The sequence below is a fragment of the Streptomyces sp. W1SF4 genome (assembly GCF_003950035.1).
Taxonomy (GTDB): domain Bacteria; phylum Actinomycetota; class Actinomycetes; order Streptomycetales; family Streptomycetaceae; genus Streptomyces; species Streptomyces racemochromogenes.
On record NZ_CP034350.1, the window covers coordinates 5,190,991 to 5,211,920 of the forward strand.

Genomic DNA, 20,930 nt, shown 5'->3' on the forward strand with positions numbered 1-20,930 from the left:
GAGCCATGGCCACTCTACCGGCCGGGGAATGGGGACATCAGTGCTCAGGGTTGGAGGTGACCAGTTCGGTGAGGACTCCGTGGCAGTCCTTGGGGTGGAGGAAGGTGATCCGGGAGCCCATGGAGCCGGTGCGGGGCTCGTCGTACAGGACGCGGACGCCCTTGCCGCGGATGGCCTGCGCCTCGCCGTCGACGTCGGCGGTGCCGAAGGCGATGTGGTGCACGCCCTCGCCGTTCTTGGCCAGCCACTTGGCCACCGTGGAGTCCTCGCGGGTGGGCTCCAGGAGCTGGAGGTAGGAGGCCCCGCCGTCGGAGGTCTCGTTGATCTTGAGCATGGCCTCGCGGACGCCCTGCTCCTCGTTGACCTCGGTGTGGAACACCTCGAACCCGTACGTGGCACGGTAGAACTCGACGGTCTTGTCCAGGTCGAAGCAGGCGATCCCGATGTGGTCGATTCTTGTCAGCATGGGACCAGTGCACCGCCGAAGAGGGGCGTCACGCAACGTGCCAGCGATCACACCGACTGCCCGGTGACTGCGCGGGTACCGCTCAGTACATTCGGGTAAACCCTCGTTCACTCCTCATCCTCAAGGGGCTGTGCCTCATGTCCGGAACGAACAACACCACCTCAGTGATCGTCGCCGGGGCCCGCACGCCCATGGGGCGGCTGCTCGGCTCGCTGAAGTCCTTCTCGGGCGCCGACCTCGGCGGCTTCGCCATCAAGTCCGCGGTGGAGCGGGCCGGGATCTCCGGCGACCAGGTCCAGTACGTGATCATGGGCCAGGTGCTCCAGGCCGGCGCGGGCCAGATCCCCGCCCGCCAGGCGGCCGTGAAGGCGGGCATCCCCATGAACGTGCCCGCGCTCACCGTCAACAAGGTGTGCCTGTCGGGTCTGGACGCCATCGCGCTGGCCGACCAGCTCATCCGCGCCGGGGAGTTCGACATCGTGGTCGCGGGCGGCCAGGAGTCGATGACCAATGCCCCGCACCTGCTGCCCAAGTCCCGCGAGGGCTACAAGTACGGCGCCATCGAGATGCTCGACGCGATGGCCTACGACGGCCTGACCGACGCCTTCGAGGGCATCGCGATGGGCGAGTCCACCGAGAAGCACAACACCCGCCTGGGCATCGAGCGCGCCCCGCAGGACGAGTTCGCCGCCGCCTCCCACCAGCGGGCCGCGGCCGCGCAGAAGAACGGGGTGTTCGAGGCCGAGATCACCCCGGTCGAGATCCCGCAGCGCAAGGGCGACCCGGTCATCTTCGCCGCCGACGAGGGCATCCGCCCCGAGACCACGGTGGAGTCGCTGGGCAAGCTGCGCCCGGCGTTCGCCAAGGACGGCACCATCACCGCCGGCACCTCCTCGCAGATCTCCGACGGCGCCGCCGCGGTGGTCGTGATGAGCAAGGCGAAGGCCGAGGAGCTGGGCCTGGAGTGGCTGGCCGAGATCGGTGCCCACGGGAACGTGGCCGGCCCCGACAACTCCCTCCAGTCGCAGCCGTCGAACGCGATCCTGCACGCCCTGAAGAAGCAGGGCAAGGAGGTCTCCGACCTGGACCTCATCGAGATCAACGAGGCCTTCGCGGCGGTGGCCGTGCAGTCAATGAAGGACCTCGGCGTGACCCCGGAAAAGGTGAACGTCAACGGCGGCGCCATTGCCCTGGGCCACCCGATCGGCATGTCCGGTGCCCGCGTGGTGCTGCACCTGGCGCTGGAGCTCAAGCGCCGCGGCGGCGGCCTGGGCGCGGCGGCCCTGTGCGGCGGCGGCGGCCAGGGCGACGCCCTCCTGCTCAGCGTCCCGAAGGCGTAGGGGCGAGCGCATGGCGACGGTGGACGTCCCCACGCTGGTGGCGCAGGCCCGGGAGGGCCGGCCGCGGGCCGTGGCCCGGCTGATCTCACTGGTCGAGGGGGCGTCCCCGCAACTGCGCGAGGTGATGGCCGCCCTGGCACCGCTGACGGGCGGCGCGTACGTGGTCGGGCTGACCGGCTCCCCGGGGGTCGGCAAGTCGACCTCTACGTCGGCGCTGGTCTCGGCGTACCGCGCGGCGGGCAAGCGGGTCGGCGTGCTCGCGGTCGACCCGTCCTCGCCCTTCTCGGGCGGGGCCCTGCTCGGCGACCGGGTCCGGATGTCGGACCACGCGTCCGACCCCGGGGTCTACATCCGCTCCATGGCCACCCGCGGGCACCTGGGCGGGCTCGCCTGGGCGGCTCCGCAGGCGATCCGGGTGCTGGACGCGGCCGGCTGCGACGTGATCCTCGTCGAGACGGTCGGCGTCGGGCAGTCCGAGGTGGAGATCGCCTCGCAGGCCGACACCTCGGTGGTGCTGCTCGCTCCGGGCATGGGCGACGGGATCCAGGCCGCGAAGGCGGGGATCCTGGAGATCGGCGACGTGTACGTGGTGAACAAGGCCGACCGGGACGGCGCGGACGCGACCGCCCGGGAGCTGAACCACATGCTGGGCCTGGGCGAGACCCGGGGGCCCGGCGACTGGCGGCCGCCGATCGTCAAGACGGTGGCGGCCAAGGGCCAGGGCATCGACGAGCTGGTCGAGGCGCTGGAGAAGCACCGGGCGTGGATGGACGAGCGCGGGGTGCTGGCCGAGCGCCGGGCCGCGCGGGCGGCCCGTGAGGTGGAGACCATCGCGATCACCGCGCTGCGGGGGCGCCTGGCCGACCTGCGCGGGGACGCGCACCTGGACGCGCTGGCGGCCCGGGTGGCGGCCGGCGAGCTGGACCCGTACGCGGCCGCGGACGCGCTGCTGGACAGCCTGACCGAGGCCTGAGGGGTGCGGAACGCGTGAGAGGGCGGGGAGCCTCGGCTCCCCGCCCTCTCACGCGCGTGCGGCGCGCGCTCAGATCTTGCCGCGGGTGCCGCGCAGGTGCTCCGCGACCGGGCGCAGCGACTCGCGCAGCGCCTGGAGGGCCTCCGGGGGCAGCAGGTCGATGAAGTGCTCGCGGACGGACGCCACGTGGTGCGGGGCGACCTTGCGCATGGTCTCCATGCCCTCGTCCGTGAGGACCGCGTACAGGCCGCGGCGGTCGGACTCGCAGTTCACCCGGCGGACCAGGCCCGCGGTCTCCATGCGGGTGATCTGGTGGGAGAGCCGGCTCTTGGACTGGAGCGTGGCGGTGGCCAGGTCGCTCATGCGCATCCGCAGGCCTTCCGACTCCGAGAGGTTCACCAGGATCTCGTAGTCGTTGTTGGTGAGTCCGAAGGGCTGGAGATCCTTTTCCAGCTGGTGCATCAGCAGTCTGCTGACGTCCAGGTGGGTGCGCCAGGCGCACTGTTCCGCATCGGTGAGCCAGCGGGTGGCCGTGTCGGTCTCCATCGTCTCCATGAAAGAACTCTACCTAAGAAGTTGAATTACGTACAAAAATAGGAAGATCGGATTCGGGCAGTGCGGCCCGCGGACCTCACAGCCCGAGACGCCGCTGGAGATCGCCCAGCTGCCCCGGCATCCGGGGCACGCCCAGCTGCCCCAGCGGCCCCTGGCCGGCCCCCGGAACGCCCTGGGTGTTGCCCGTGGCGGCCCCGGCACCCACCGCACCCACCGACTGCTCGGCCATCAGCAGCTCGGTCGACTGCAACAGGACCGTACCCGCGCCGACGAACTCGAACTGGTGCTCCTCGCCGGAGGTGCCGCCGATGCCGGTCAGCGAGCGCAGGCCGCCCATCACGCCCGACATGTATCCGTGGTCGTAGTGGTGGCAGGGGGAGGGGCAGTCCGCCCAGCCCACCAGCGCCTGCGGGTCGACACGCAGCGGCGGCTCCATGAAGACCACCGGTCCGTTGGACGCCGCGACGAACTTCCCGGTTCCGATCAGCGTCAGGAAACCCGGGACGATCGACTGCTTCAGCGCCAGCGAGGGCTGGTACGCCAGCAGGTTCCCCGACCGGATGGTCAGGTTGCCGTCGTCCAGGTCGTACGAGTTCACGTCGAAGGCCCGGTCGGCCAGCAGCATCTTGCCCTGCCCCTCGGCCACCACCCAGTCGCTCGCGTGCAGCGGAGAGTGGAAGCTGGTGCGCAGCAGCCGGTCGAAGCGGCCGTTGCCGATGCCGTTGAACTCGATCCGCCCGTAGTAGGCGATCATCTTGCCCTTCTGCAGGAACCACTGGCTCCCCTTGAGCTCCACGCAGAAGGTGTACGCGTTCACATTGTCGTCGGAGGGCAGGCTGTGCGGGTCGAACACGGTCGGACCGCCGGGTCCCGGGTTCACGGGGCCAAAGTTCACAGCTTCTCCTCCGAGGCCTGTACGTAGACCGCGCCCTGGCCGGACAGCTCCAGCTGGAACGCCTCTCCCGAGCCGCGCCCCACCATGTCCCGCCAGCCGAGCGCGGTGGAGAGCTTGTTGCGGACGTCCCCGTGGTGGGCCACGTACGCCTGCGGGTCGACGTGGACCGGCCGGTTCGGGGTGATGGGGAGCTCGATCACTCCGCCGTGGGCCATCACGGCGACCGCGCCGTGGCCCTTGAGGGTGGTGGTGAACAGGCCCTGGCCGGTCACCTGGCCGCGCACCATGCCCATGACGCCGCCCTGCGAGCCCATGAACATCGTGCCCTGCTGGAGGGTGCCGTCGAAGGCGAGCAGCCGGTCGGCCTCGACGTACAGGGTCTCGCCCTGGAGGTTGACCACCTGGATGTGGTGGCCGCCGTGGCCGAACATCACCGTGCCGCTGCCCTCGACCGTCATCAGCGGGGTCTGCTCGTTCGCCACCCGGCGCCCGATCATGCCCATGACGCCGCCCTGGCCGCCGGTGACGCTCGGGGTGAAGGAGACCTCGCCCCGGTAGGCGAGCATCGCCCCGCGCTGGCTGTACATCCTCTGCCCGGGGATCACCTGGGCCTCGACCATCTTCGAGTTGACCTCGCGGAACGGCATCAGACGTCCCCCCCGATCGTGTTGCGCTCGCTCGGCTGGACGTACACCAGGCCCTCGCCCTCGAAGCGGATCTGGAACGCCTCGCCCGAGCCCTCGCCGATCAGGGTGCGGAAGGTGACCCCCGACTGGAAGGACTGCTGGAGGTTGCCGGTGTGCGCGATGTACGCGCCCGGGTCGACCGACAGCGGGTACTGGGCGCTGACGCGCAGCACCACCGCCGGCCCGTCGGACATGATCGCCGCCTGGCCGGAGCCCTCCACGGTCGTGGTGAAGAGCCCGTTGCCCGTGGTCGCGCCGCGCAGACCGGTGAAGGTCGTACCCGTACGCAGGCCCGCGTCGGTGCACAGCAGGTTGCTCGACTCGACGTAGAGCTTCTCGCCGCGCAGGTTCACGAGGTTGATCTCGCTCGCCCGGTCGGCGAAGTAGCAGGTGCCGTGCCCCTGGACCTCCATCACGGTCATCTGTTCGCCGGTCAGCCGGCGGGTCACCATTCCGCGGAGGCCTTCGCCGCCGCCGGTCATCTTCTTGAAGGCCATCTGGCCGTCGTACGCGACCATGGCGCCGTTCTTCGCTTTCACGGCGTCACCGGTCAGGTCGACGGCGAGCACCTTGCTGCCTTGGAGTCTGAACTGAGCCACGGGGACGAAGGTATCGGCAGGGAGGCGCACCGAACAGGGGCCGGTGGGCCGATATCCGCCACAATCGCCGGGCTTCGGGGCATCCGGGGCCCCGCGGGAAGATCGCGGAGGGCGGCTGAGACACTGGGACGGACCCCAGGTACCCGGCCCGAAGGCTCCACGTGGACATCAAGACCGCTTCCGCCCTGCACCGGCTGCGCCTCATCTCCGTTCCGGAGGCGCTGTCGTTCCCGGCCCTGCTGATCTTCGGCTCGGTGCTGAGCCGGGTATCGGACATCGACTACCTCATGATGCCGCTGGGGATCCTGCACGGGATCCTGTTCGTCATCTACGCGGTCTTCCTGCTGGACGTGTGGAACAAGGCGAAGTGGCCGGTCAAGAAGGTCGCCCTGTTCTTCGTCCTCGCGCTGCTGCCCTTCGGCGGCCTGTACGGCGACAAGCTGCTCAAGCGCGACGAGGCCGACAGCGTCATCGCCGCCCGCGCGCGCCAGGTGGCGGACGCGTGATCGTCGCGTTCTCGGTGACCCCGCTGGGGGTCGGCGAAGAGGTCGGCGAGTACGTGGCCGACGCGGTCCGCGTCGTGCGCGAGTCCGGGCTGCCGAACCGCACCGACGCCATGTTCACCACCGTCGAGGGCGAGTGGGACCAGGTCATGGACGTGGTGCGGCGCGCCGTGGCCGCCGTCGAGGAGCGGGCGCCCCGGGTCTCCTTCGTCCTCAAGGCCGACATCCGGCCCGGCGTCACCGACGGCATCACCTCGAAGGTCGAGACGGTGGAACGGCACCTCGCCGAAGGCTGAGCCGCGGGCCCGCCCGCACCGACCGTTTCCCCAAAGCGCCCCCCGCCCGCCCGGCGGGGGGCGCTTTCGCATGCCCGGACCCCTACCGGATGTGGCGGGCCTCACACTCGAGGGCTCGCCCAAGCAGTTGAGCGACCGCTCAAAACCCCCTACCTTCCCTTTTGAGCGACCGCTCAAACAGCAGGTTGGGGGAGACCGGCATGGCCCTGTACGTCGAGACGGTGATCCGCACCGGGATGGACGAGCTCTGGGAGCGCAGCCAGGACCCGGCGCAACACCAGCGGTGGGACCTCAGGTTCACCTCCATCGACTACCTCCCGCGCGCCGAGGGCGAGCCCCGGCGCTTCCGCTACGCGACCCGCGTCCTGCCCTGCCTCTCCGTCTCCGGCACCGGGATCTCCGCCGGCGAACGCCACCGCCCCGACGGCACCCGTGTCTCGGCCCTGCGCTTCGCCTCGGAGCATCCGCTCTCCCTGCTCGCCGTGGGCAGCGGCTACTGGCGCTACGTCCCCGGCCCCGACGGGATCCGCTTCCTCACCGGCTACGACTACCGGCCGCGCTGGGGCCGCTTCGGCGCCCTCGCCGACCGGCTGGTCTTCCGCCCCCTCATGGGCTGGGGCACCGCCTGGTCCTTCGACCGCCTGCGGCTGTGGTGCGAACGCGGCACCCCGCCCGGCCGCGCGCTCGCCCGGGCCCTCGCCGAGACCGCCCTGCGGGCCATGCTCTGCGCGGCCGTCCTCGCCTACGCCCCGCTCGCCGCCGCCCTGCCCGTCCTCGCCGCCGCACTGCTGCTGCCGCCGCTGCCCGGCACCCCGGCCGCCCGCCGCTGCCTGCGCACGCCGCCCGGCCGCACCACCGCAACCGCCCCCCGCCTGCTGACCACCCTGGAGCCGTCGTGACCTCCATCTTCCGGGCCCACATGGGTGCCGGCTTCGACCGTCTGCACCCGCAGATCCAACGCCGCTTCTCCGTCGGCCTGGACAGCGGCGAGGGCTGCGTCGGGCGGGGCACCATGGAGCGGATCTGGCACGGCCGCAGCTTCGTGAAGCCCTTCCTCCGGCTCGGCGGGACCCGCAACATCCTGGTCCCGCGCGAAGGACGCAACGTCCCCTTCGTCATCGAGAACCTCCCCTACACCGACTCCTTCGGACGGGAGACCGTCACCTTCGTCCGCACCTTCCACCTCCCGGACGGGCCGCGCCGCTTCGACGCCACGATGGTCCACAGCCCGGAACGCGACTGCGTCCTCGACTACCTGGGCACCCACCAGCACCTCGCCAGCGACCTCCACATGAGCGCCGAACCCGACGGCTCGCTGCTCATCCGCTCCGGCGAGCACCGCTTCCGCGAGGGCCCCGTCGACGTCCGCGTGCCCGAGCTGATCGGCGGCGACGCAGAGGTGCGCGAGTCCTTCGACGACGCCACCGGCCGGTTCCGGATCCGGGTACGGGTCGTCAACCGCCGCTTCGGCCCGCTCTTCGGGTACGAGGGCTCCTTCACCGCCGAGTACGTCGACGCCCGCGCGTACGGGGTCCGCGGCGACCTGCGGCCCGTCCGCGAGGAGGTCCGGGCGTGAGCGCGAGCAGTGCGGCCACCAAGGAGAAGCTCCTCGAAGGCGCCCTGCGCACCCTCGTCGAACAGGGCATCGCCAAGGCCTCGGCCCGGACCATCGCGGCCACCGCCGGCGTGGGACAGGGCCTGATCTTCTACCACTTCGGCTCCGTGGACGAGCTGCTCGCCGCCGCCTGCCGGTACGGGGCCGCACAGCGGGTCGACCGCCACCGCGACCGGCTCGCCGCACTGGGCAGCCTGCCCGAGCTGCTGGAGTTCGCCCGCGAGATGCACGCCGAGGAGCGGGCCGCCGGGTACGTCGCCATGCTCGGGCAGCTCCTCGCCGCCGGACAGAACTCGCCCTCCCTGGCGGCGGCGACCGCGGCCGGGCTGGGGCTGTGGATCGAGGAGCTCGAGGCGGTGCTGGGCCGCCTGCTGGCGGCGACCCCGCTGGCGGACTTCGCCGACCCGGCGGGGCTGGCCCGGGCCACGGCCGCGTCGTTCGTCGGCATCGAGCTGTACGAGGGGGTGGACCCGGAGGGCGCCGGCCGGGCGCTGGACGCCCTGGAGCAACTGGCTGCGCTGGCCGCCGTCCTGGAGGGCCTCGGCCCACTCACGCAGCGTGCCGTCCGCCACGGCCTCCGGCGGGGGACCCGGGGCTGACCGCCGGGCGGGGGCCGGGCGGGGTGCCAGGGGCGGGATCCCCTCGGGCGGTCTCAGAGAAGCGTGGGGGCTTCCCGTCAGTCCCATCGTCCTTCCGGCTCGTGCCGGCCTGTCAAGGGCGCTCCTTCGTCGCGTCGCTACGCGATGTCGCTTCGCTCCACCCTTGACAGACCGACCCGAACCGGAAAGCCGAAAGACTGCCGGGAAACCCCCAAAGAAACGGCACGGTCCAGAGGAGCAGGGACGGGTCCCCTCAGCGACGAGACGAGGGGCCTGGGGCCGGCCCTCCGAGCATCCGGGCCCCCAGATCCATGATTCCGGGCCAGGGGCGCGACTACCCGCACGGGAGCTTGATCAGAGCGACCTCCGGAGCCTCCAGGCGCGACAGATCGCTACGCGCTCCTCGAATCTCAGCGTCCGACGGCCGTCCTGGGCTGATACCCGCACGAGAAGACGATCAGAGCAGCCCAGGAGGCGCGCAGGCGCGGTAGATCGCCACGCGCTTCTCCCGGCTTGGCGTCGGACGGCCGTCTGGGGCCGGGATGGGGTCAAGAGAGGGGCGGATCAAGGCCTTCGAGGGGCGAATCGGCCCTCCCGCAGCGCCGTTGGCGGCTTGTCGGAGTCTGCGGGTGACTTCTTCACCCGCAGACTCCGACAGGCAACCATTCGATCCCACCCCAGCCCTCTATACAGGGGCAAAAGGGGCGCTTGAGTCTTCCGTGTGGCCTACGACCGGCCCAAGACGGCGGCTGGCCGCCGAGCCGGGAGAAGCGCGTAGCGATCTACCGCGCCTGGGGGCCTCCTGGGCCGCCCTGTTCGCCTTTGGGTGCGGGTATCAGCCCCGGACGACCGCCGGCCGCCAAGCCGGGGGGAGCGCGTAGCGATCTACCGCGCCTGGACACCTCCCGGGCCGCCCCATTCGCCTCTTTGGTGCGGGTATCAGCCACGGACGGCCGCCGGCCGCCAAGCCGGGAGGAGCGCGTAGCGATCTGACGCGCTTGTCGGCTTCCCCCGGGGGCTCTGATCAACCTCTCGTGCGGGTAGTCGCGCCCCTGGCCCGGAACCATGGATCTGGGGGCCCGGATGCCCGGCGGGCCGACGCCCGGCCCCTCGACTGATCCCTGAGGGACCCGTCCCTTGCCCTTGGACCGTGCCGTTTCTTTGGGGGTTTCCCGGCAGTCTTTCGGCTTTCCGGGGCGGGTCGGCCTGTCAAGGGTGGCCGAAGGCCATCGCGTAGCGACGCGACGAAGGAGCGCCCTTGACAGGCCGGCACGACACGGAAGGACGATGGGACTGACGGGAAGCCCCCAGACTTCTCTGAGACGGGGCGAGGGGATACCGCTCCCTGGCGCACCGCCCCGCAGACAGGGAGGCGGGTGGGCAACCACCGCCCGACCCCACGGGGTCGAGGGGGAGATAGAGGGCTCGGACCGCGAGGCAACGGAGGGCTCAGTCGGCGCCCCCCGAGGCCAGGGCGATGCCCAGCGGGGTGCGTTCGTAGAGGACCTGGTGGCCCTGGCGGAAGGGGAGGAGGAGTCCCGCCGCCCGCAGGGCCTTCAGGTGCGCCGACACCGTCGAGGGCGCCAGGCCCAGCCGGTGCGCGAGCGCCGTGGTCGAGGCGGGCTCGTGCAGTGCGCACAGCACCTCCGCCCGGCCCCGCCCCAGCAGCCCCGCCAGGGCACTCGGGGCCGGGCCGGCCGCGGCGGTCCACAGCGCGCCGATGCCCCGCGCCGGGTACACCAGCGTCGGCTGCCACGGCGGGTCGTAGCCGCCGACCACCTCCGGCCAGACGAACGCGCTCGGCATCAGGAGCAGCCCCTGCCCGCCGAGTTCGCGGTGGTGGTGCGCGGGGCGCTCGACGCTCAGGGTCTGGCCCGGCCCGTGCCACCGCAGGTCCGGGTGGAGCCCGTCGAACAGCGCCTCCAGCCCGCCCGCCGCCAGCCGGCGCGAGTGGAACAGCACATCGGCCTCCAGCAGGGCACGCAGCCGGGGCCAGTGCGGGGCGATCAGCGCCTCCCAGGCCCGCTCGTACAGATCGGCCAGCTCCTCGACCGCCCGCGCGGGATCCGCCAGCATCCGCCGCCCGATCTCGCTGTCCACCGCCCCCGGCGTGCACACCAGCGCCCGCCGCAGGTCCTCGCGCGCGGCCTCCGGATCACCGGCCGCCGCCCGCACCCGGGCCAGCTCCTCCGCGAAGGTGACGGACGGTCCGGCGGGCGGCGGGCTCAGCAGGTCCGGGTTGTGCCCCTTCCTCGGCATCAGCAGCCACAGCGGACGCAGGTCCAGGCCGGCCGCGGCGGAGCGGATCCGGCTCAGCCAGGGCAGGTGGTACGCCTGCCGGTACGGCCGCGCCAGGACCCGTACGGCCTCCTGCGTCTCCCAGCGGGGCGAGATCGCGAACCGGCACCGCAGCAGGTCGGCCGCCCCGAAGCGGAACTGGTACGCCATGCGCTGTCACCTCCCGGCGGACTACCGACCCGGCCGCGGCCCGGCCGCGCCCGGCCGCAGGCAGGCTGCGAGCCAGCCGCGGGCCGACTGCGGATCCGACTGCGGATCCGACCGCGGATCCCACCGCGGGGTCCAGCCGCGCCCGCCCGCGGATTCGTCCAGGGACGAATCCCTCGGCCCGTCAGGCTAGCCCCGGAAACCTACGCAGCATGCCAACCGACACCCCGCCCGACGCCCAGGCCGACACCCCACCCCCCACCCCCACCCCCACCCACGCCCCGCCCGACACCCCGCCCGACGCCCCACCTCCCACCCCCACCCACGACCCGACCGGCTACCGCCCCCTGTTCCGCGTCCGCGAGTTCCGCGCCGTCTTCGCCGCGCACCTGCTGTCCCTGCTCGGTGTCGTGGTCGCCGAGATCTCCCTCACCGTCCTCGTCTACCGCGCCACCGGCTCGCCCCTGATGAGCGCGCTCACCTTCGCCCTCGGCTTCCTGCCGTACGCCCTCGGCGGCATCCTGCTCGCCCCGCTCGCCGACCGGTACCCCGCCCGGCGGGTGCTCGTCGGGTGCGACCTGCTGTGCGCCACCTGCGCGGCCGGCATGGTCTGGCCGGGGACGCCGGTCGCGGGGATCCTCGTACTGCGCTGCGCCATGGCCTTCGTGGCCCCCCTCTTCCAGGGCGCCCGCAGCGCCTCCCTCGCCGACCTCCTCGGGACCGGGGAGGCCTTCGTGCTCGGCCGCTCGCTGCTGCGGATGGTCGCGCAGAGCGCCCAGCTCGCCGGGTTCGGCCTCGGCGGCCTGCTGCTGGCGGCCGTCTCCCCGCGCGCGGCCATCGGGCTGACCACCGCCGGGTTCCTGGCCTCCGCCCTGCTGCTGCGCCTGGGGACCCGGGCCCGCCCCGCCCGCGCCACCACCGGCCCCACCCCCACCACCGGCCCCACCCCCATCACCCCCATCACCCCCACCCCCGCGCCCGCGTCCCCGCTCGGCGGGCTGCGGGCCGTCCTCGGCGGGCGCCGGCTGCGGGCGCTCACCCTGCTGTGCTGGCTGCCGCCCGCCTTCGCCGTCGTGCCCGAGGCGCTGCTCGCCCCGTACACCGAGGACGTGGGCGCCGGGACCGTCACCCTGGGGGTGCTGATGTGCGCGCTGCCGGTCGGCACCGTCGCGGGTGAACTCTGGGCGGGGTCGGCGCTCACCGCCCGAACGCGTACGCGGATCACGGCGCCGCTGGCCGCCGCCTCCCCGCTCCCGCTCCTGCTGTTCGCCGCCCGCCCCGGCCCGGCCGTGGTCCTGGCGGCGCTGCTGCTCGCCGGGCTGGCGCACGCCTACACCCTCGGGCTGGACCGGATGTACGTGGACGCCGTCCCCGACGAGCTGCGCGGACGGGCGATGACCTTGCTGAGCACCGGCCTGATGACCCTCCAGGGCGTCGGGATGGCCCTCGCCGGTGCCGCCGCCGAGTTCCTCCCGGCACACGTCGTGGTCGCCGGTTCGGGTGCGCTCGGCAGCGGGGTGGTCGTACTGCTCCTGGCCGAGGTGCGGCGGTCGAGGAATGAGACGGGGCTCGCGGTGAAATGACCGCCCGGTAGGGTCTGGTGGATGCCCAAGCCGCTCAGCCTCCCCTTCGACCCCATCGCCCGAGCCGACGAGCTCTGGCGTCAGCGCTGGGGTCCCGTGCCGTCCATGGCGGCGATCACCTCCATCATGCGCGCGCACCAGATCCTGCTGGCCGAGGTCGACGCGGTGGTGAAGCCGTACGGGCTGACCTTCGCCCGGTACGAGGCGCTCGTGCTGCTCACCTTCTCCCAGGCGGGCGAGCTGCCGATGTCGAAGATCGGCGAGCGCCTGATGGTCCACCCGACCTCGGTGACGAACACCGTGGACCGGCTCGTGAGGTCCGGCCTGGTCGACAAGCGGCCCAACCCGCAGGACGGCCGCGGCACGCTCGCGTCGATCACGGCGAAGGGCCGCGAGGTGGTCGAGGCGGCGACGAAGGACCTGATGGCGATCGACTTCGGCCTCGGGGTGTACGACTCGGAGGAGTGCGCGGAGATCTTCGCGCTGCTGCGCCCGCTGCGGGTGGCCGCCGCGGACTTCGAGGAGAAGTAGCTCACACACCCGCCCCCACACCCGCCCCCACGGCCCCCCACCGCCGCCCCCGCGCCCGCCCCGACGCCCACCCCCCCACCCACAGGCGGGGCCGCGTCAAGATCCCGCAAAACGGACGGTTAGGCTCGACGGCATGAAACGAAGCGTGCTGACCCGCTACCGCGTCATGGCCTACGTGACCGCGGTCATGCTCCTGATCCTCTGCGCCTGCATGGTGGCGAAGTACGGCTTCGACACCGGCGCCGGCCTGACCCTCGCGGTCTCGCAGGTCCACGGCGTGCTCTTCATGATCTACCTGGTCTTCGCCTTCGACCTGGGCTCCAAGGCCAAGTGGCCGTTCGGCAAGCTGCTGTGGGTGCTGGTCTCGGGGACCATCCCGCTGGCCGCCTTCTTCGTCGAGCGCGGCATCCGTGCCGAGATCGAGCCGCTGGTCACCGACGGCATGGCGACCGCCGAGGCCTGAGCGGGCCTCGGGTCCGACCGGATCCGGACACCCCCGGGGAGACTCTCCGGGGGTTTGCCATCGACATTTACTAGGACGTCCTAGTAAATTCGTGGGTATGGACGCTGACGCCATCGAGGAGGGCCGCCGCCGCTGGCAGGCCCGTTACGACAAGGCCCGCAAGCGCGAGGCCGATTTCACGACGCTCTCCGGAGATGACGTCGACCCCGTCTACGGGCCCCGCCCCGGCGACTCCTACGAGGGGTTCGAGCGCATCGGCTGGCCGGGGGAGTACCCCTTCACCCGGGGTCTGCACGCCACCGGCTACCGCGGCCGGACCTGGACCATCCGGCAGTTCGCCGGCTTCGGCAACGCCGAGCAGACCAACGAGCGCTACAAGATGATCCTGGCCGCCGGCGGCGGCGGCCTCTCCGTCGCCTTCGACATGCCGACCCTGATGGGGCGCGACTCCGACGACCCGCGCTCGCTCGGGGAGGTCGGCCACTGCGGCGTCGCCATAGACTCCGCCGCCGACATGGAGGTCCTCTTCAAGGACATCCCGCTCGGCGACGTCACCACCTCCATGACCATCAGCGGCCCCGCCGTGCCCGCCTTCTGCATGTACCTGGTCGCCGCCGAGCGCCAGGGCGTCGACCCGGCCGTGCTCAACGGCACGCTCCAGACCGACATCTTCAAGGAGTACATCGCCCAGAAGGAGTGGCTCTTCGAACCCGAGCCGCACCTGCGCCTCATCGGCGACCTCATGGAGTACTGCGCGAACGGCATCCCCGCCTACAAGCCGCTCTCCGTCTCCGGCTACCACATCCGCGAGGCCGGGGCGACGGCCGCGCAGGAGCTCGCCTACACCCTGGCCGACGGCTTCGGCTACGTGGAACTCGGCCTCTCCCGCGGCCTGGACGTCGACCACTTCGCCTCCGGCCTCTCCTTCTTCTTCGACGCCCACCTCGACTTCTTCGAGGAGATCGCCAAGTTCCGCGCCGCCCGCCGCATCTGGGCCCGCTGGATGAAGGAGGTCTACGGGGCGAAGTCGGACAAGGCCATGTGGCTGCGCTTCCACACCCAGACCGCCGGCGTCTCCCTCACCGCGCAGCAGCCGTACAACAACGTCGTGCGCACCGCGGTCGAGGCCCTCGCGGCCGTCCTCGGCGGCACCAACTCCCTGCACACCAACGCCCTCGACGAGACCCTCGCCCTCCCCAGCGAGCAGGCGGCCGAGATCGCGCTGCGCACGCAGCAGGTGCTGATGGAGGAGACCGGCGTCGCCAACGTCGCCGACCCGCTGGGCGGTTCCTGGTACGTCGAGCAGCTCACCGACCGCATCGAGGCCGACGCCGAGAAGATCTTCGAGCAGATCAAGGAGCGCGGCCTGCGCGCCCACCCGGACGGCCGGCACCCGATCGGGCCGATCACCTCCGGCATCCTGCGCGGCATCGAGGACGGCTGGTTCACCGGCGAGATCGCCGAGTCGGCCTTCCAGTACCAGCGCTCCCTGGAGAAGGGCGACAAGCGGGTCGTCGGCGTCAACGTCCACCACGGCTCCGTCACCGGCGACCTGGAGATCCTGCGCGTCAGCCACGAGGTGGAGCGCGAGCAGGTCCGCGTCCTGGCCGCCCGCAAGGAGCGCCGCGACGACGCCAAGGTGACGGCCTCGCTGAAGGCGATGCTGGACGCCGCCCGGGACGGGTCGAACATGATCCCGGCCATGCTCGACGCGGTGCGCGCCGAGGCCACGCTCGGCGAGATCTGCAACGTCCTGCGCGACGAGTGGGGCGTCTACACCGAGCCGCCCGGCTTCTAGCCCCCGCTCCCGCGGTCCGGCGGAAGGCCGGTCGTGCCCGCCCCCGAGGCGGCGGGCACGACCGGCCTTCCCGTTTCCCGTCCGCCGCCTCCCGTTTCCCGCTCAGGTCCGGGCCGCGCCCTGGAGGCCGTGCATCAGGAGGGCGGTGAAGGCCCCCGCCCACATCTCGTCCACCGGCTCGCAGCTGACCAGGGCCCGGTGCACCACCGTGCCCGCGATCACGTCGAAGATCAGGTCCGTGGTGTGGCGGGCCAGCGCCTCGTCCTCCTCGGGCGGGAGTTCGCCCCGGGCCTGCGCCCGTTCGCGGCCCAGTACGACGAGACGTTTCTGCCGGTCCACGATCGCCGACCGGATCCGGTCCCGCAGCGCCTCGTCCCGGGTGGACTCCGCGACCACGGCCATCAGGGCCGTACGGGCCTCCGGGCGCCGCAGCAGCCGCGCGAACTGGAGCACCACGTCCTCGATGTCGGCTTCGAGCGAGCCCCGGTCCGGCAGCTCCAGCTCGTCGAACAGCTCCGCGACGGCGTCCACGACCAGCTCGTTCTTGCCCGACCAGCGCCGGTAGAGGGTGGTCTTGGCGACCCCGGCGCGGGCCGAGACGTCCCCCATCGTCAGCTTCGACCAGCCCAGCTCCACCAGCGCGTCCCGGGTCGCCGCGAGGATCGCGGTGTCGGCGGCCGCGCTGCGGGGGCGGCCGGTACGGCCGTGCGGGGAGCTGACGCCCGGGCTGGGGTTGCGCATGGCCGAGACCATACCCGCCGGTAGCGGAACCGGCGGGGGGCTGTTCGCTGTGGTTCAGATCACGGGGCGCGCGGGTCCCGGGGGAGTTACGCTACGGCTCGTAGCGTAAGAGCGACAACCACGCGAAGCTACTGGCGCCAGGTGGGGACCCGGCGCCGACCAACGGAATATCGCACAACGCAGGACGATCTTTCGGGATCCTTTTCGTCGGCGCGCGCACAAGGGGGAGGATGTACGCATGCAGCCCAGAAACATGTCCATGAGCGGCGTGGTCGACCTCGCCGCTGTGAAGGCGGCCGGCGAAGCCAAGGCCAAGGCCGAGCAGGCGCGCAACGAGGCGTCCCGGCATGGCGGTGGCGGCGCGGGCAGCGCGCCCGGCGGCGCCGTACCGCCGTCCGCCCTCGTCTTCGACGTATCCGAGGCGGGCTTCGAGCGCGACGTGCTCCAGCTCTCCAACGAGGTCCCGGTCGTCCTCGACTTCTGGGCCGAGTGGTGCGAGCCGTGCAAGCAGCTCGGCCCGCTGCTGGAGCGCCTCGCCGTCGAGGCCGGCGGCCGTTTCGTCCTGGCGAAGATCGACGTCGACGCCAACCAGATGCTGATGCAGCAGTTCGGCATCCAGGGCATCCCGGCCGTGTTCGCCGTGGTCGCCGGCCAGGTGCTGCCGCTGTTCCAGGGCGTGGCGCCCGAGCAGCAGATCCGCGAGACCCTGGCCCAGCTGGTGCAGGTCGCCGAGGAGCGCTTCGGGCTCGTCGGCCTCCAGGTCGACCCGGGTGCCGAGGGTGCCCCGGCGGCCCCTGCCGCGGTCCCGGCCGGCCCGTACGACGCGCTGCTGGAGGCGGCCGTCGTCGCGCTGGACGCCGGTGACCTGGCCGGTGCGGTGCAGGCGTACAAGAACGTCCTGTCCGACGACCCGGCGAACACCGAAGCGAAGCTGGGCCTGGCCCAGGCCGAGCTGCTGTCCCGGGTGCAGCACATGGACCCGCAGACGGTGCGCGCCGAGGCGGCCGCGAACCCGAAGGACCCGGCCGCGCAGATGGCCGCGGCCGACCTGGACCTGGCGGGCGGTCACGTGGCGGACGCCTTCGGGCGTCTGGTGGACACCGTCCGGGTCACGTTCGGTGACGACCGGGACGCGGTACGGGTCCGGCTGCTGGAGCTGTTCGAGGTGATCGGCGCGGACGACCCGCGGGTCACGCAGGCCCGTACGGCGCTGGCGCGGGTGCTGTTCTAGCCGTACTCCGGTGGCGTGTGCCGTCACCGGCGATTTGTTGACACGGAGATAAACAGCGGCCGCACTTTGCCAAAACTTGGTAATCGCGGCCGCTGTTACTCGCAGTAAATCGAACCCCGTGAACTGTCCGGTTGGTTCGTTCTTCACCCCTTCTGTCGTGGCCCAGGGTGACACCCTGTGTGGCCGTGCGACGCCACGGGGCAAGACTCCGGTTATCCAGCCGTTACCCGCCAGTAACGAACCCCCTTGTGCCCCGGCCTGGAATGGACCACGATCGGCGACGCTCGGTCCTTCCCGCAGAACCGCTCACCCGGAACCGCGGCGGAGGGTCCCCACCGGGCCGGCCGGTGACAGTGGCACCGGCCGTGGACAGGGGGGTCCCTGCCACACCGGCAGGGCCTGTCCTCCAGGTTGCGCGAACGCGTGGCCCAGTGGTTGTCGCTCGGGGGTGAACGCCGGTGTATCGGACGCGGCTGCGCCGCGGCTCGGCCGCCTGCGCTCCTTCCCGAGGACGTAGCACTTCTCCCATCCCAGGACGGGCCTCCCGGCCCGGACCGGAGATGTACGTCCGAGAAGGAGGAACAAGATGATTTCCCAGGTTCGTGGCGGGACCAGATGGAAGCGCTTCGCGCTCGTCATGGTGCCGAGCATCGCGGCCACCGCCGCGGTCGGTGTGGGTCTGGCGCAGGGTGCCCTCGCGGCGTCCTTCAGCGTGTCGGGCCAGGACTTCAAGGTGTCGGCCGACGAGCTCGTCGGTCAGGACCTGATCCAGTACGGCAGCGTCGCCGAGGGCAAGACGATCGGCAGTGACAAGACCACCAAGCACCCGGTCACGATCTCCGGCTTCAGCTCCGCCAAGATCACCAACATGTGCCAGTCGCTGGTCACCCCGGTGCCCGGCCTCGGCGCCATCACCCTGCAGCTGCGCACGGGCAACAAGGGCAGGCCGGCCGTCGCGGAGAACCTCTACCTCGACGTGGCCGAGCTGGACGCGGACGCCAAGTTCGAGAAGCTCGACATCGGTGTCGCGGTGGGCGACGAGAGCCACACCACCAAGCCCGTCCCCAACACGGTGGCGGACGGCGCGCTCTTCTCGCAGCGCGCCAAGACGGCGACGCTGACCAAGGTGCGCCAGAAGGCGTGGGCGACGACGGCGGGTACCTTCACCCTGCCCGACCTCAAGCTGCGCCTCATCAGCGGCAACGAGCCGTGCTACCAGGACGAGAAGTAAGCCGGTCCCGTCCTGTGAAGTGACCGGACGGGCGGGCGACGGCAGCCGTCGAAGCACGCCCGTCCGGGCTCCACAGAGTTCTCCGTACCACCGTTTCCAGGGAGCTGTTGTCCATGAACCCCGAGGCCCCGGTTCACGCCGCAGACGAACACTGGCTCACTGTCATGCGCCTCCGCTTCCGTGCCTGGCGTGGTAACCGTCCCTTCTGGGCGGGCCTGTTCACGCTCCTCGGCGGAGTACCGATCATCTACTTCCCGTTCGCGGACATCCGACTGGCCAACGTCTCCCTCGCGATGGCGACGACGTCCGGCTCCGTCTCGCTGATCCTCGGCGGCCTGCTGATCACGCTGGGCATAGGCCTCTGGTTCCAGCAGGGCATCCGGGTCTTCGCGGGCGTCGCGGCGATCCTCCTCGCCCTGGTGTCGATCCCGAAGTCCAACCTCGGCGGCTTCTTCATCGGCTTCCTCACCGCCATGATCGGCGGATGCCTCGCGCTGGCCTGGGCGCCGGGCGTGCCGGCGGAGGACGAGCCGGAGCCGGCCAAGGCGACCGAGGTGCCGCCCGCGGACCCGTTCTACGGCGTCCCCGGCCCCCGGGACACGGAAACGGCGTACGCGACCGAGACGACTGCCCACGCCGATGGCGGGAGGAACAGTGCGGGGTGACGAGACGCAGCGGGGGGTCACCCCCGGAGCGGAGTCCCGTGAGAGAAGGGGCCCGCGCCACGCGGCGCCCAGGAAGTCGCTGCTGAACAAGATCCAGATACCCGTCGGCAAGACGATGGCGCTCGCCGCGATGCCGACCGCCGTCCTCGTCGGGATGGGCCTCGCCCCGAAGCTGGCGCTGGCCGACGACAAGGACATCCCCTTCGCGCCCGGCCCGTGTGTGACCCGCTCCGACGAGCCCGCGAAGTCGCCCTCTCCGACACCGTCGACGTCCGCCTCCCCGTCGCCCTCGGCCTCCGCCTCACCCGGCGCGAGCCCGTCCCCGGGCGCGAGCAAGGCCCCGAAGCCGGCGGCGCCCCCGTCGGCCTCGGCCTCCACGTCCGCCAAGCCGCCCCAGACCCCGAAGACGGGCACCTCCCCGTCCCCGTCGGCGTCGGCCCCGTCCGCCAAGCCGGCGAACCCGCTGGACCCGCTGGGCGTCGGCGACGCCCTCAAGGACCTCGTGGACGGCCTCGGCAAGCCCCTCCAGGACGCGAAGAAGCCGGCCACCCCGGCACCCGCGCCCACCACGACCACCCCGACGAAGGACCCCTCCGCCGACGCGATCCGCGACGCCGCGAAGAAGGCCGGGGTCAAGGTCGAGGAGCTCCCGCAGAGCGTCAAGGACACGGCCACCAAGCCGAAGGACGAGACCGGCAAGACGGCCAAGGACGCGGAGAAGGACGCCGACGGGGCGTCCCCCAGCCCGTCCCCGTCCACGTCGGCGACGACGGGCCCGGACGGGAAGCAGCCCTTCCCCTGCCCGACCTTCGACGCCGAGGCCTTCGCCAACGCCAAGCTGGAGCCCGGCATCCCGCTCCTGCCGGACGAGCCCTGGTACCTGGACAGCTCGCTGCTGACCCTCTACGGCCTCGACTACGAGGGCATCGTGGAGGTGAAGACGGCGGGCGGCAAGGTCAAGAAGGTCCTGAAGTTCACGGCGGACTCGCTGGACATCAAGGACCTGTACCAGACGGTCGGAAAGGGCCCGAACATCGCCCACCTCAAGTCGCGCCCGGGCTCCACGTCCACGATCCGCGGCGGCAAGGTCACGATGTACACGGAGAGCCTCAAGGGCAACCTCTTCGGCCTCATCCCGATCGAGTTCACCCCGAACACCCCGCCGCCCCTGAACGTCCCCTTCGCGTTCTTCACGAAGGTCAAGGTCGTCCAGGCCGGCCAGTTCGGCGGCAACCTCACCGTCCCGGGCCTGAAGAACTACATCGGCCCGGCGGAGTAGTACTCCCGGCACGGGAAGCGGCCCGCACCCCTCTCGGGGTGCGGGCCGCTTCGCCGTGGTGGGACACCGGTTACGAGGACGCTCTTGGCGGGTCCAGGCGGTCGGCGCGGGCCACCAGCTCCTCCGCGATCTCGTCCCAGTCCGCGAAGGCGAACAGGTCCTCGGCCGCCTCACGCAACACGGCCGCGTCGTCCGGCCGCTGGAGGCAGACGATCCGGTAGGCCAGGTTGCGGGCCCAGGAGGGAAGGCCGATGAAGTTCTCGGCCTTCAGCGTACGGAGCATCGCGAGGATCTCGTCCGGGTCCGCGTAGATGATCGTCTCGACGTAGGCGAACTCGGCCTCCCCGAACCGTTCCGGGGGTGTGTCCACCCTGTTCTCGGGGACGACGGCACGCCCCAGCGTGATCAGATCCTTCATCGGGGTTCCTTGCTCGTT

General features: G+C 71.7%; 23 protein-coding genes. 15 read left to right on the forward strand and 8 right to left on the reverse strand.

The window, feature by feature from the left end; translation table 11 throughout:
- Window positions 1–37: 37 nt before the first annotated feature.
- Complete coding sequence (gene mce / locus D1J60_RS24380) at window positions 38–466, reverse strand: methylmalonyl-CoA epimerase (RefSeq protein ID WP_125594545.1); 429 nt, start codon at window positions 464–466, stop codon at window positions 38–40.
- A gap of 137 nt (window positions 467–603) precedes the next feature.
- Here mce and D1J60_RS24385 point away from each other — a divergent pair, with 137 nt between their 5' ends.
- A complete protein-coding gene (locus D1J60_RS24385) occupies window positions 604–1,806 on the forward strand; it encodes an acetyl-CoA C-acetyltransferase (RefSeq protein WP_125594546.1) in 1,203 nt (400 codons plus the stop codon).
- Between the two features lie 10 nt (window positions 1,807–1,816).
- Window positions 1,817–2,779 (forward strand): methylmalonyl Co-A mutase-associated GTPase MeaB, encoded by a 963-nt coding sequence (gene meaB / locus D1J60_RS24390; protein ID WP_125594547.1) that lies wholly within the window; start codon window positions 1,817–1,819, stop codon window positions 2,777–2,779.
- Between the two features lie 69 nt (window positions 2,780–2,848).
- On the opposite strand, the gene D1J60_RS24395 is transcribed toward meaB, so the two are convergent.
- The 4 genes from D1J60_RS24395 to D1J60_RS24410 form a co-directional block, all read right to left on the reverse strand.
- Window positions 2,849–3,325 (reverse strand): MarR family transcriptional regulator, encoded by a 477-nt coding sequence (locus D1J60_RS24395; protein WP_125594559.1) that lies wholly within the window; start codon window positions 3,323–3,325, stop codon window positions 2,849–2,851.
- 85 nt (window positions 3,326–3,410) lie between these two features.
- Window positions 3,411–4,229, reverse strand: coding sequence for an AIM24 family protein (locus D1J60_RS24400; protein ID WP_241253385.1), 819 nt, complete (start codon window positions 4,227–4,229; stop codon window positions 3,411–3,413).
- Window positions 4,226–4,876, reverse strand: a complete 651-nt coding sequence (locus tag D1J60_RS24405) for an AIM24 family protein (protein ID WP_125594548.1) — start codon at window positions 4,874–4,876, stop codon at window positions 4,226–4,228. The genes D1J60_RS24400 and D1J60_RS24405 overlap by 4 nt, the downstream gene beginning before the upstream one ends.
- Window positions 4,876–5,514 (reverse strand): AIM24 family protein, encoded by a 639-nt coding sequence (locus D1J60_RS24410; protein WP_125594549.1) that lies wholly within the window; start codon window positions 5,512–5,514, stop codon window positions 4,876–4,878. The genes D1J60_RS24405 and D1J60_RS24410 overlap by 1 nt, the downstream gene beginning before the upstream one ends.
- A gap of 161 nt (window positions 5,515–5,675) precedes the next feature.
- On the opposite strand from D1J60_RS24410, the gene D1J60_RS24415 reads away from it, so the two are divergent.
- From D1J60_RS24415 to D1J60_RS24435, 5 genes are all read left to right on the forward strand, one after another.
- Window positions 5,676–6,020 (forward strand): DUF3817 domain-containing protein, encoded by a 345-nt coding sequence (locus D1J60_RS24415; protein ID WP_125594550.1) that lies wholly within the window; start codon window positions 5,676–5,678, stop codon window positions 6,018–6,020.
- Window positions 6,017–6,313: an MTH1187 family thiamine-binding protein gene (locus D1J60_RS24420; protein WP_125822528.1), complete on the forward strand. Its 297-nt coding sequence runs from the start codon at window positions 6,017–6,019 to the stop codon at window positions 6,311–6,313. The genes D1J60_RS24415 and D1J60_RS24420 overlap by 4 nt, the downstream gene beginning before the upstream one ends.
- Before the next feature lie 200 nt (window positions 6,314–6,513).
- Window positions 6,514–7,212: a hypothetical protein gene (locus D1J60_RS24425; RefSeq protein ID WP_125822529.1), complete on the forward strand. Its 699-nt coding sequence runs from the start codon at window positions 6,514–6,516 to the stop codon at window positions 7,210–7,212.
- Between the two features lie 20 nt (window positions 7,213–7,232).
- Window positions 7,233–7,889, forward strand: a complete 657-nt coding sequence (locus tag D1J60_RS24430; protein ID WP_125824170.1) for a DUF4166 domain-containing protein — start codon at window positions 7,233–7,235, stop codon at window positions 7,887–7,889.
- Entirely contained in the window at window positions 7,886–8,527 is a 642-nt protein-coding gene (locus D1J60_RS24435; protein WP_125594553.1) for a TetR/AcrR family transcriptional regulator, read from the forward strand. The genes D1J60_RS24430 and D1J60_RS24435 overlap by 4 nt, the downstream gene beginning before the upstream one ends.
- A gap of 1,449 nt (window positions 8,528–9,976) precedes the next feature.
- Here the strand turns inward: D1J60_RS24435 and D1J60_RS24445 are convergent.
- Window positions 9,977–10,975: a DUF5937 family protein gene (locus D1J60_RS24445; RefSeq protein WP_125822531.1), complete on the reverse strand. Its 999-nt coding sequence runs from the start codon at window positions 10,973–10,975 to the stop codon at window positions 9,977–9,979.
- Window positions 10,976–11,184: 209 nt separating this feature from the next.
- Between D1J60_RS24445 and D1J60_RS24450 the strand changes: the two genes are divergently transcribed.
- From D1J60_RS24450 to D1J60_RS24465, 4 genes are all read left to right on the forward strand, one after another.
- Complete coding sequence (locus tag D1J60_RS24450) at window positions 11,185–12,555, forward strand: MFS transporter (protein WP_125822532.1); 1,371 nt, start codon at window positions 11,185–11,187, stop codon at window positions 12,553–12,555.
- A gap of 21 nt (window positions 12,556–12,576) precedes the next feature.
- Window positions 12,577–13,086, forward strand: a complete 510-nt coding sequence (locus D1J60_RS24455) for a MarR family transcriptional regulator (RefSeq protein ID WP_125605988.1) — start codon at window positions 12,577–12,579, stop codon at window positions 13,084–13,086.
- Between the two features lie 133 nt (window positions 13,087–13,219).
- Complete coding sequence (locus tag D1J60_RS24460) at window positions 13,220–13,549, forward strand: DUF3817 domain-containing protein (protein ID WP_125596436.1); 330 nt, start codon at window positions 13,220–13,222, stop codon at window positions 13,547–13,549.
- A gap of 97 nt (window positions 13,550–13,646) precedes the next feature.
- A complete protein-coding gene (locus D1J60_RS24465) occupies window positions 13,647–15,347 on the forward strand; it encodes a methylmalonyl-CoA mutase family protein (protein WP_125596439.1) in 1,701 nt (566 codons plus the stop codon).
- 102 nt (window positions 15,348–15,449) lie between these two features.
- Here D1J60_RS24465 and D1J60_RS24470 read toward each other — a convergent pair whose 3' ends face one another.
- Entirely contained in the window at window positions 15,450–16,088 is a 639-nt protein-coding gene (locus D1J60_RS24470) for a TetR/AcrR family transcriptional regulator (RefSeq protein WP_125822533.1), read from the reverse strand.
- A gap of 238 nt (window positions 16,089–16,326) precedes the next feature.
- On the opposite strand from D1J60_RS24470, the gene D1J60_RS24475 reads away from it, so the two are divergent.
- The 4 genes from D1J60_RS24475 (at window position 16,327) to D1J60_RS24495 (ending at window position 20,494) form a co-directional block, all read left to right on the forward strand.
- Complete coding sequence (locus tag D1J60_RS24475) at window positions 16,327–17,319, forward strand: tetratricopeptide repeat protein (protein ID WP_125822534.1); 993 nt, start codon at window positions 16,327–16,329, stop codon at window positions 17,317–17,319.
- A 586-nt stretch (window positions 17,320–17,905) separates the two neighbouring features.
- Complete coding sequence (locus D1J60_RS24485) at window positions 17,906–18,550, forward strand: DUF6230 family protein (RefSeq protein ID WP_125822535.1); 645 nt, start codon at window positions 17,906–17,908, stop codon at window positions 18,548–18,550.
- Between the two features lie 113 nt (window positions 18,551–18,663).
- Entirely contained in the window at window positions 18,664–19,215 is a 552-nt protein-coding gene (locus D1J60_RS24490) for a DUF6114 domain-containing protein (protein ID WP_125822536.1), read from the forward strand.
- Window positions 19,205–20,494, forward strand: coding sequence for a hypothetical protein (locus tag D1J60_RS24495; RefSeq protein WP_125822537.1), 1,290 nt, complete (start codon window positions 19,205–19,207; stop codon window positions 20,492–20,494). Before D1J60_RS24490 ends, D1J60_RS24495 begins: the two co-directional genes overlap by 11 nt.
- A 70-nt stretch (window positions 20,495–20,564) precedes the next feature.
- Here the strand turns inward: D1J60_RS24495 and D1J60_RS38190 are convergent, their stop codons facing one another.
- Window positions 20,565–20,912, reverse strand: a complete 348-nt coding sequence (locus D1J60_RS38190) for a hypothetical protein (RefSeq protein ID WP_125822538.1) — start codon at window positions 20,910–20,912, stop codon at window positions 20,565–20,567.
- Window positions 20,913–20,930: the final 18 nt, after the last annotated feature.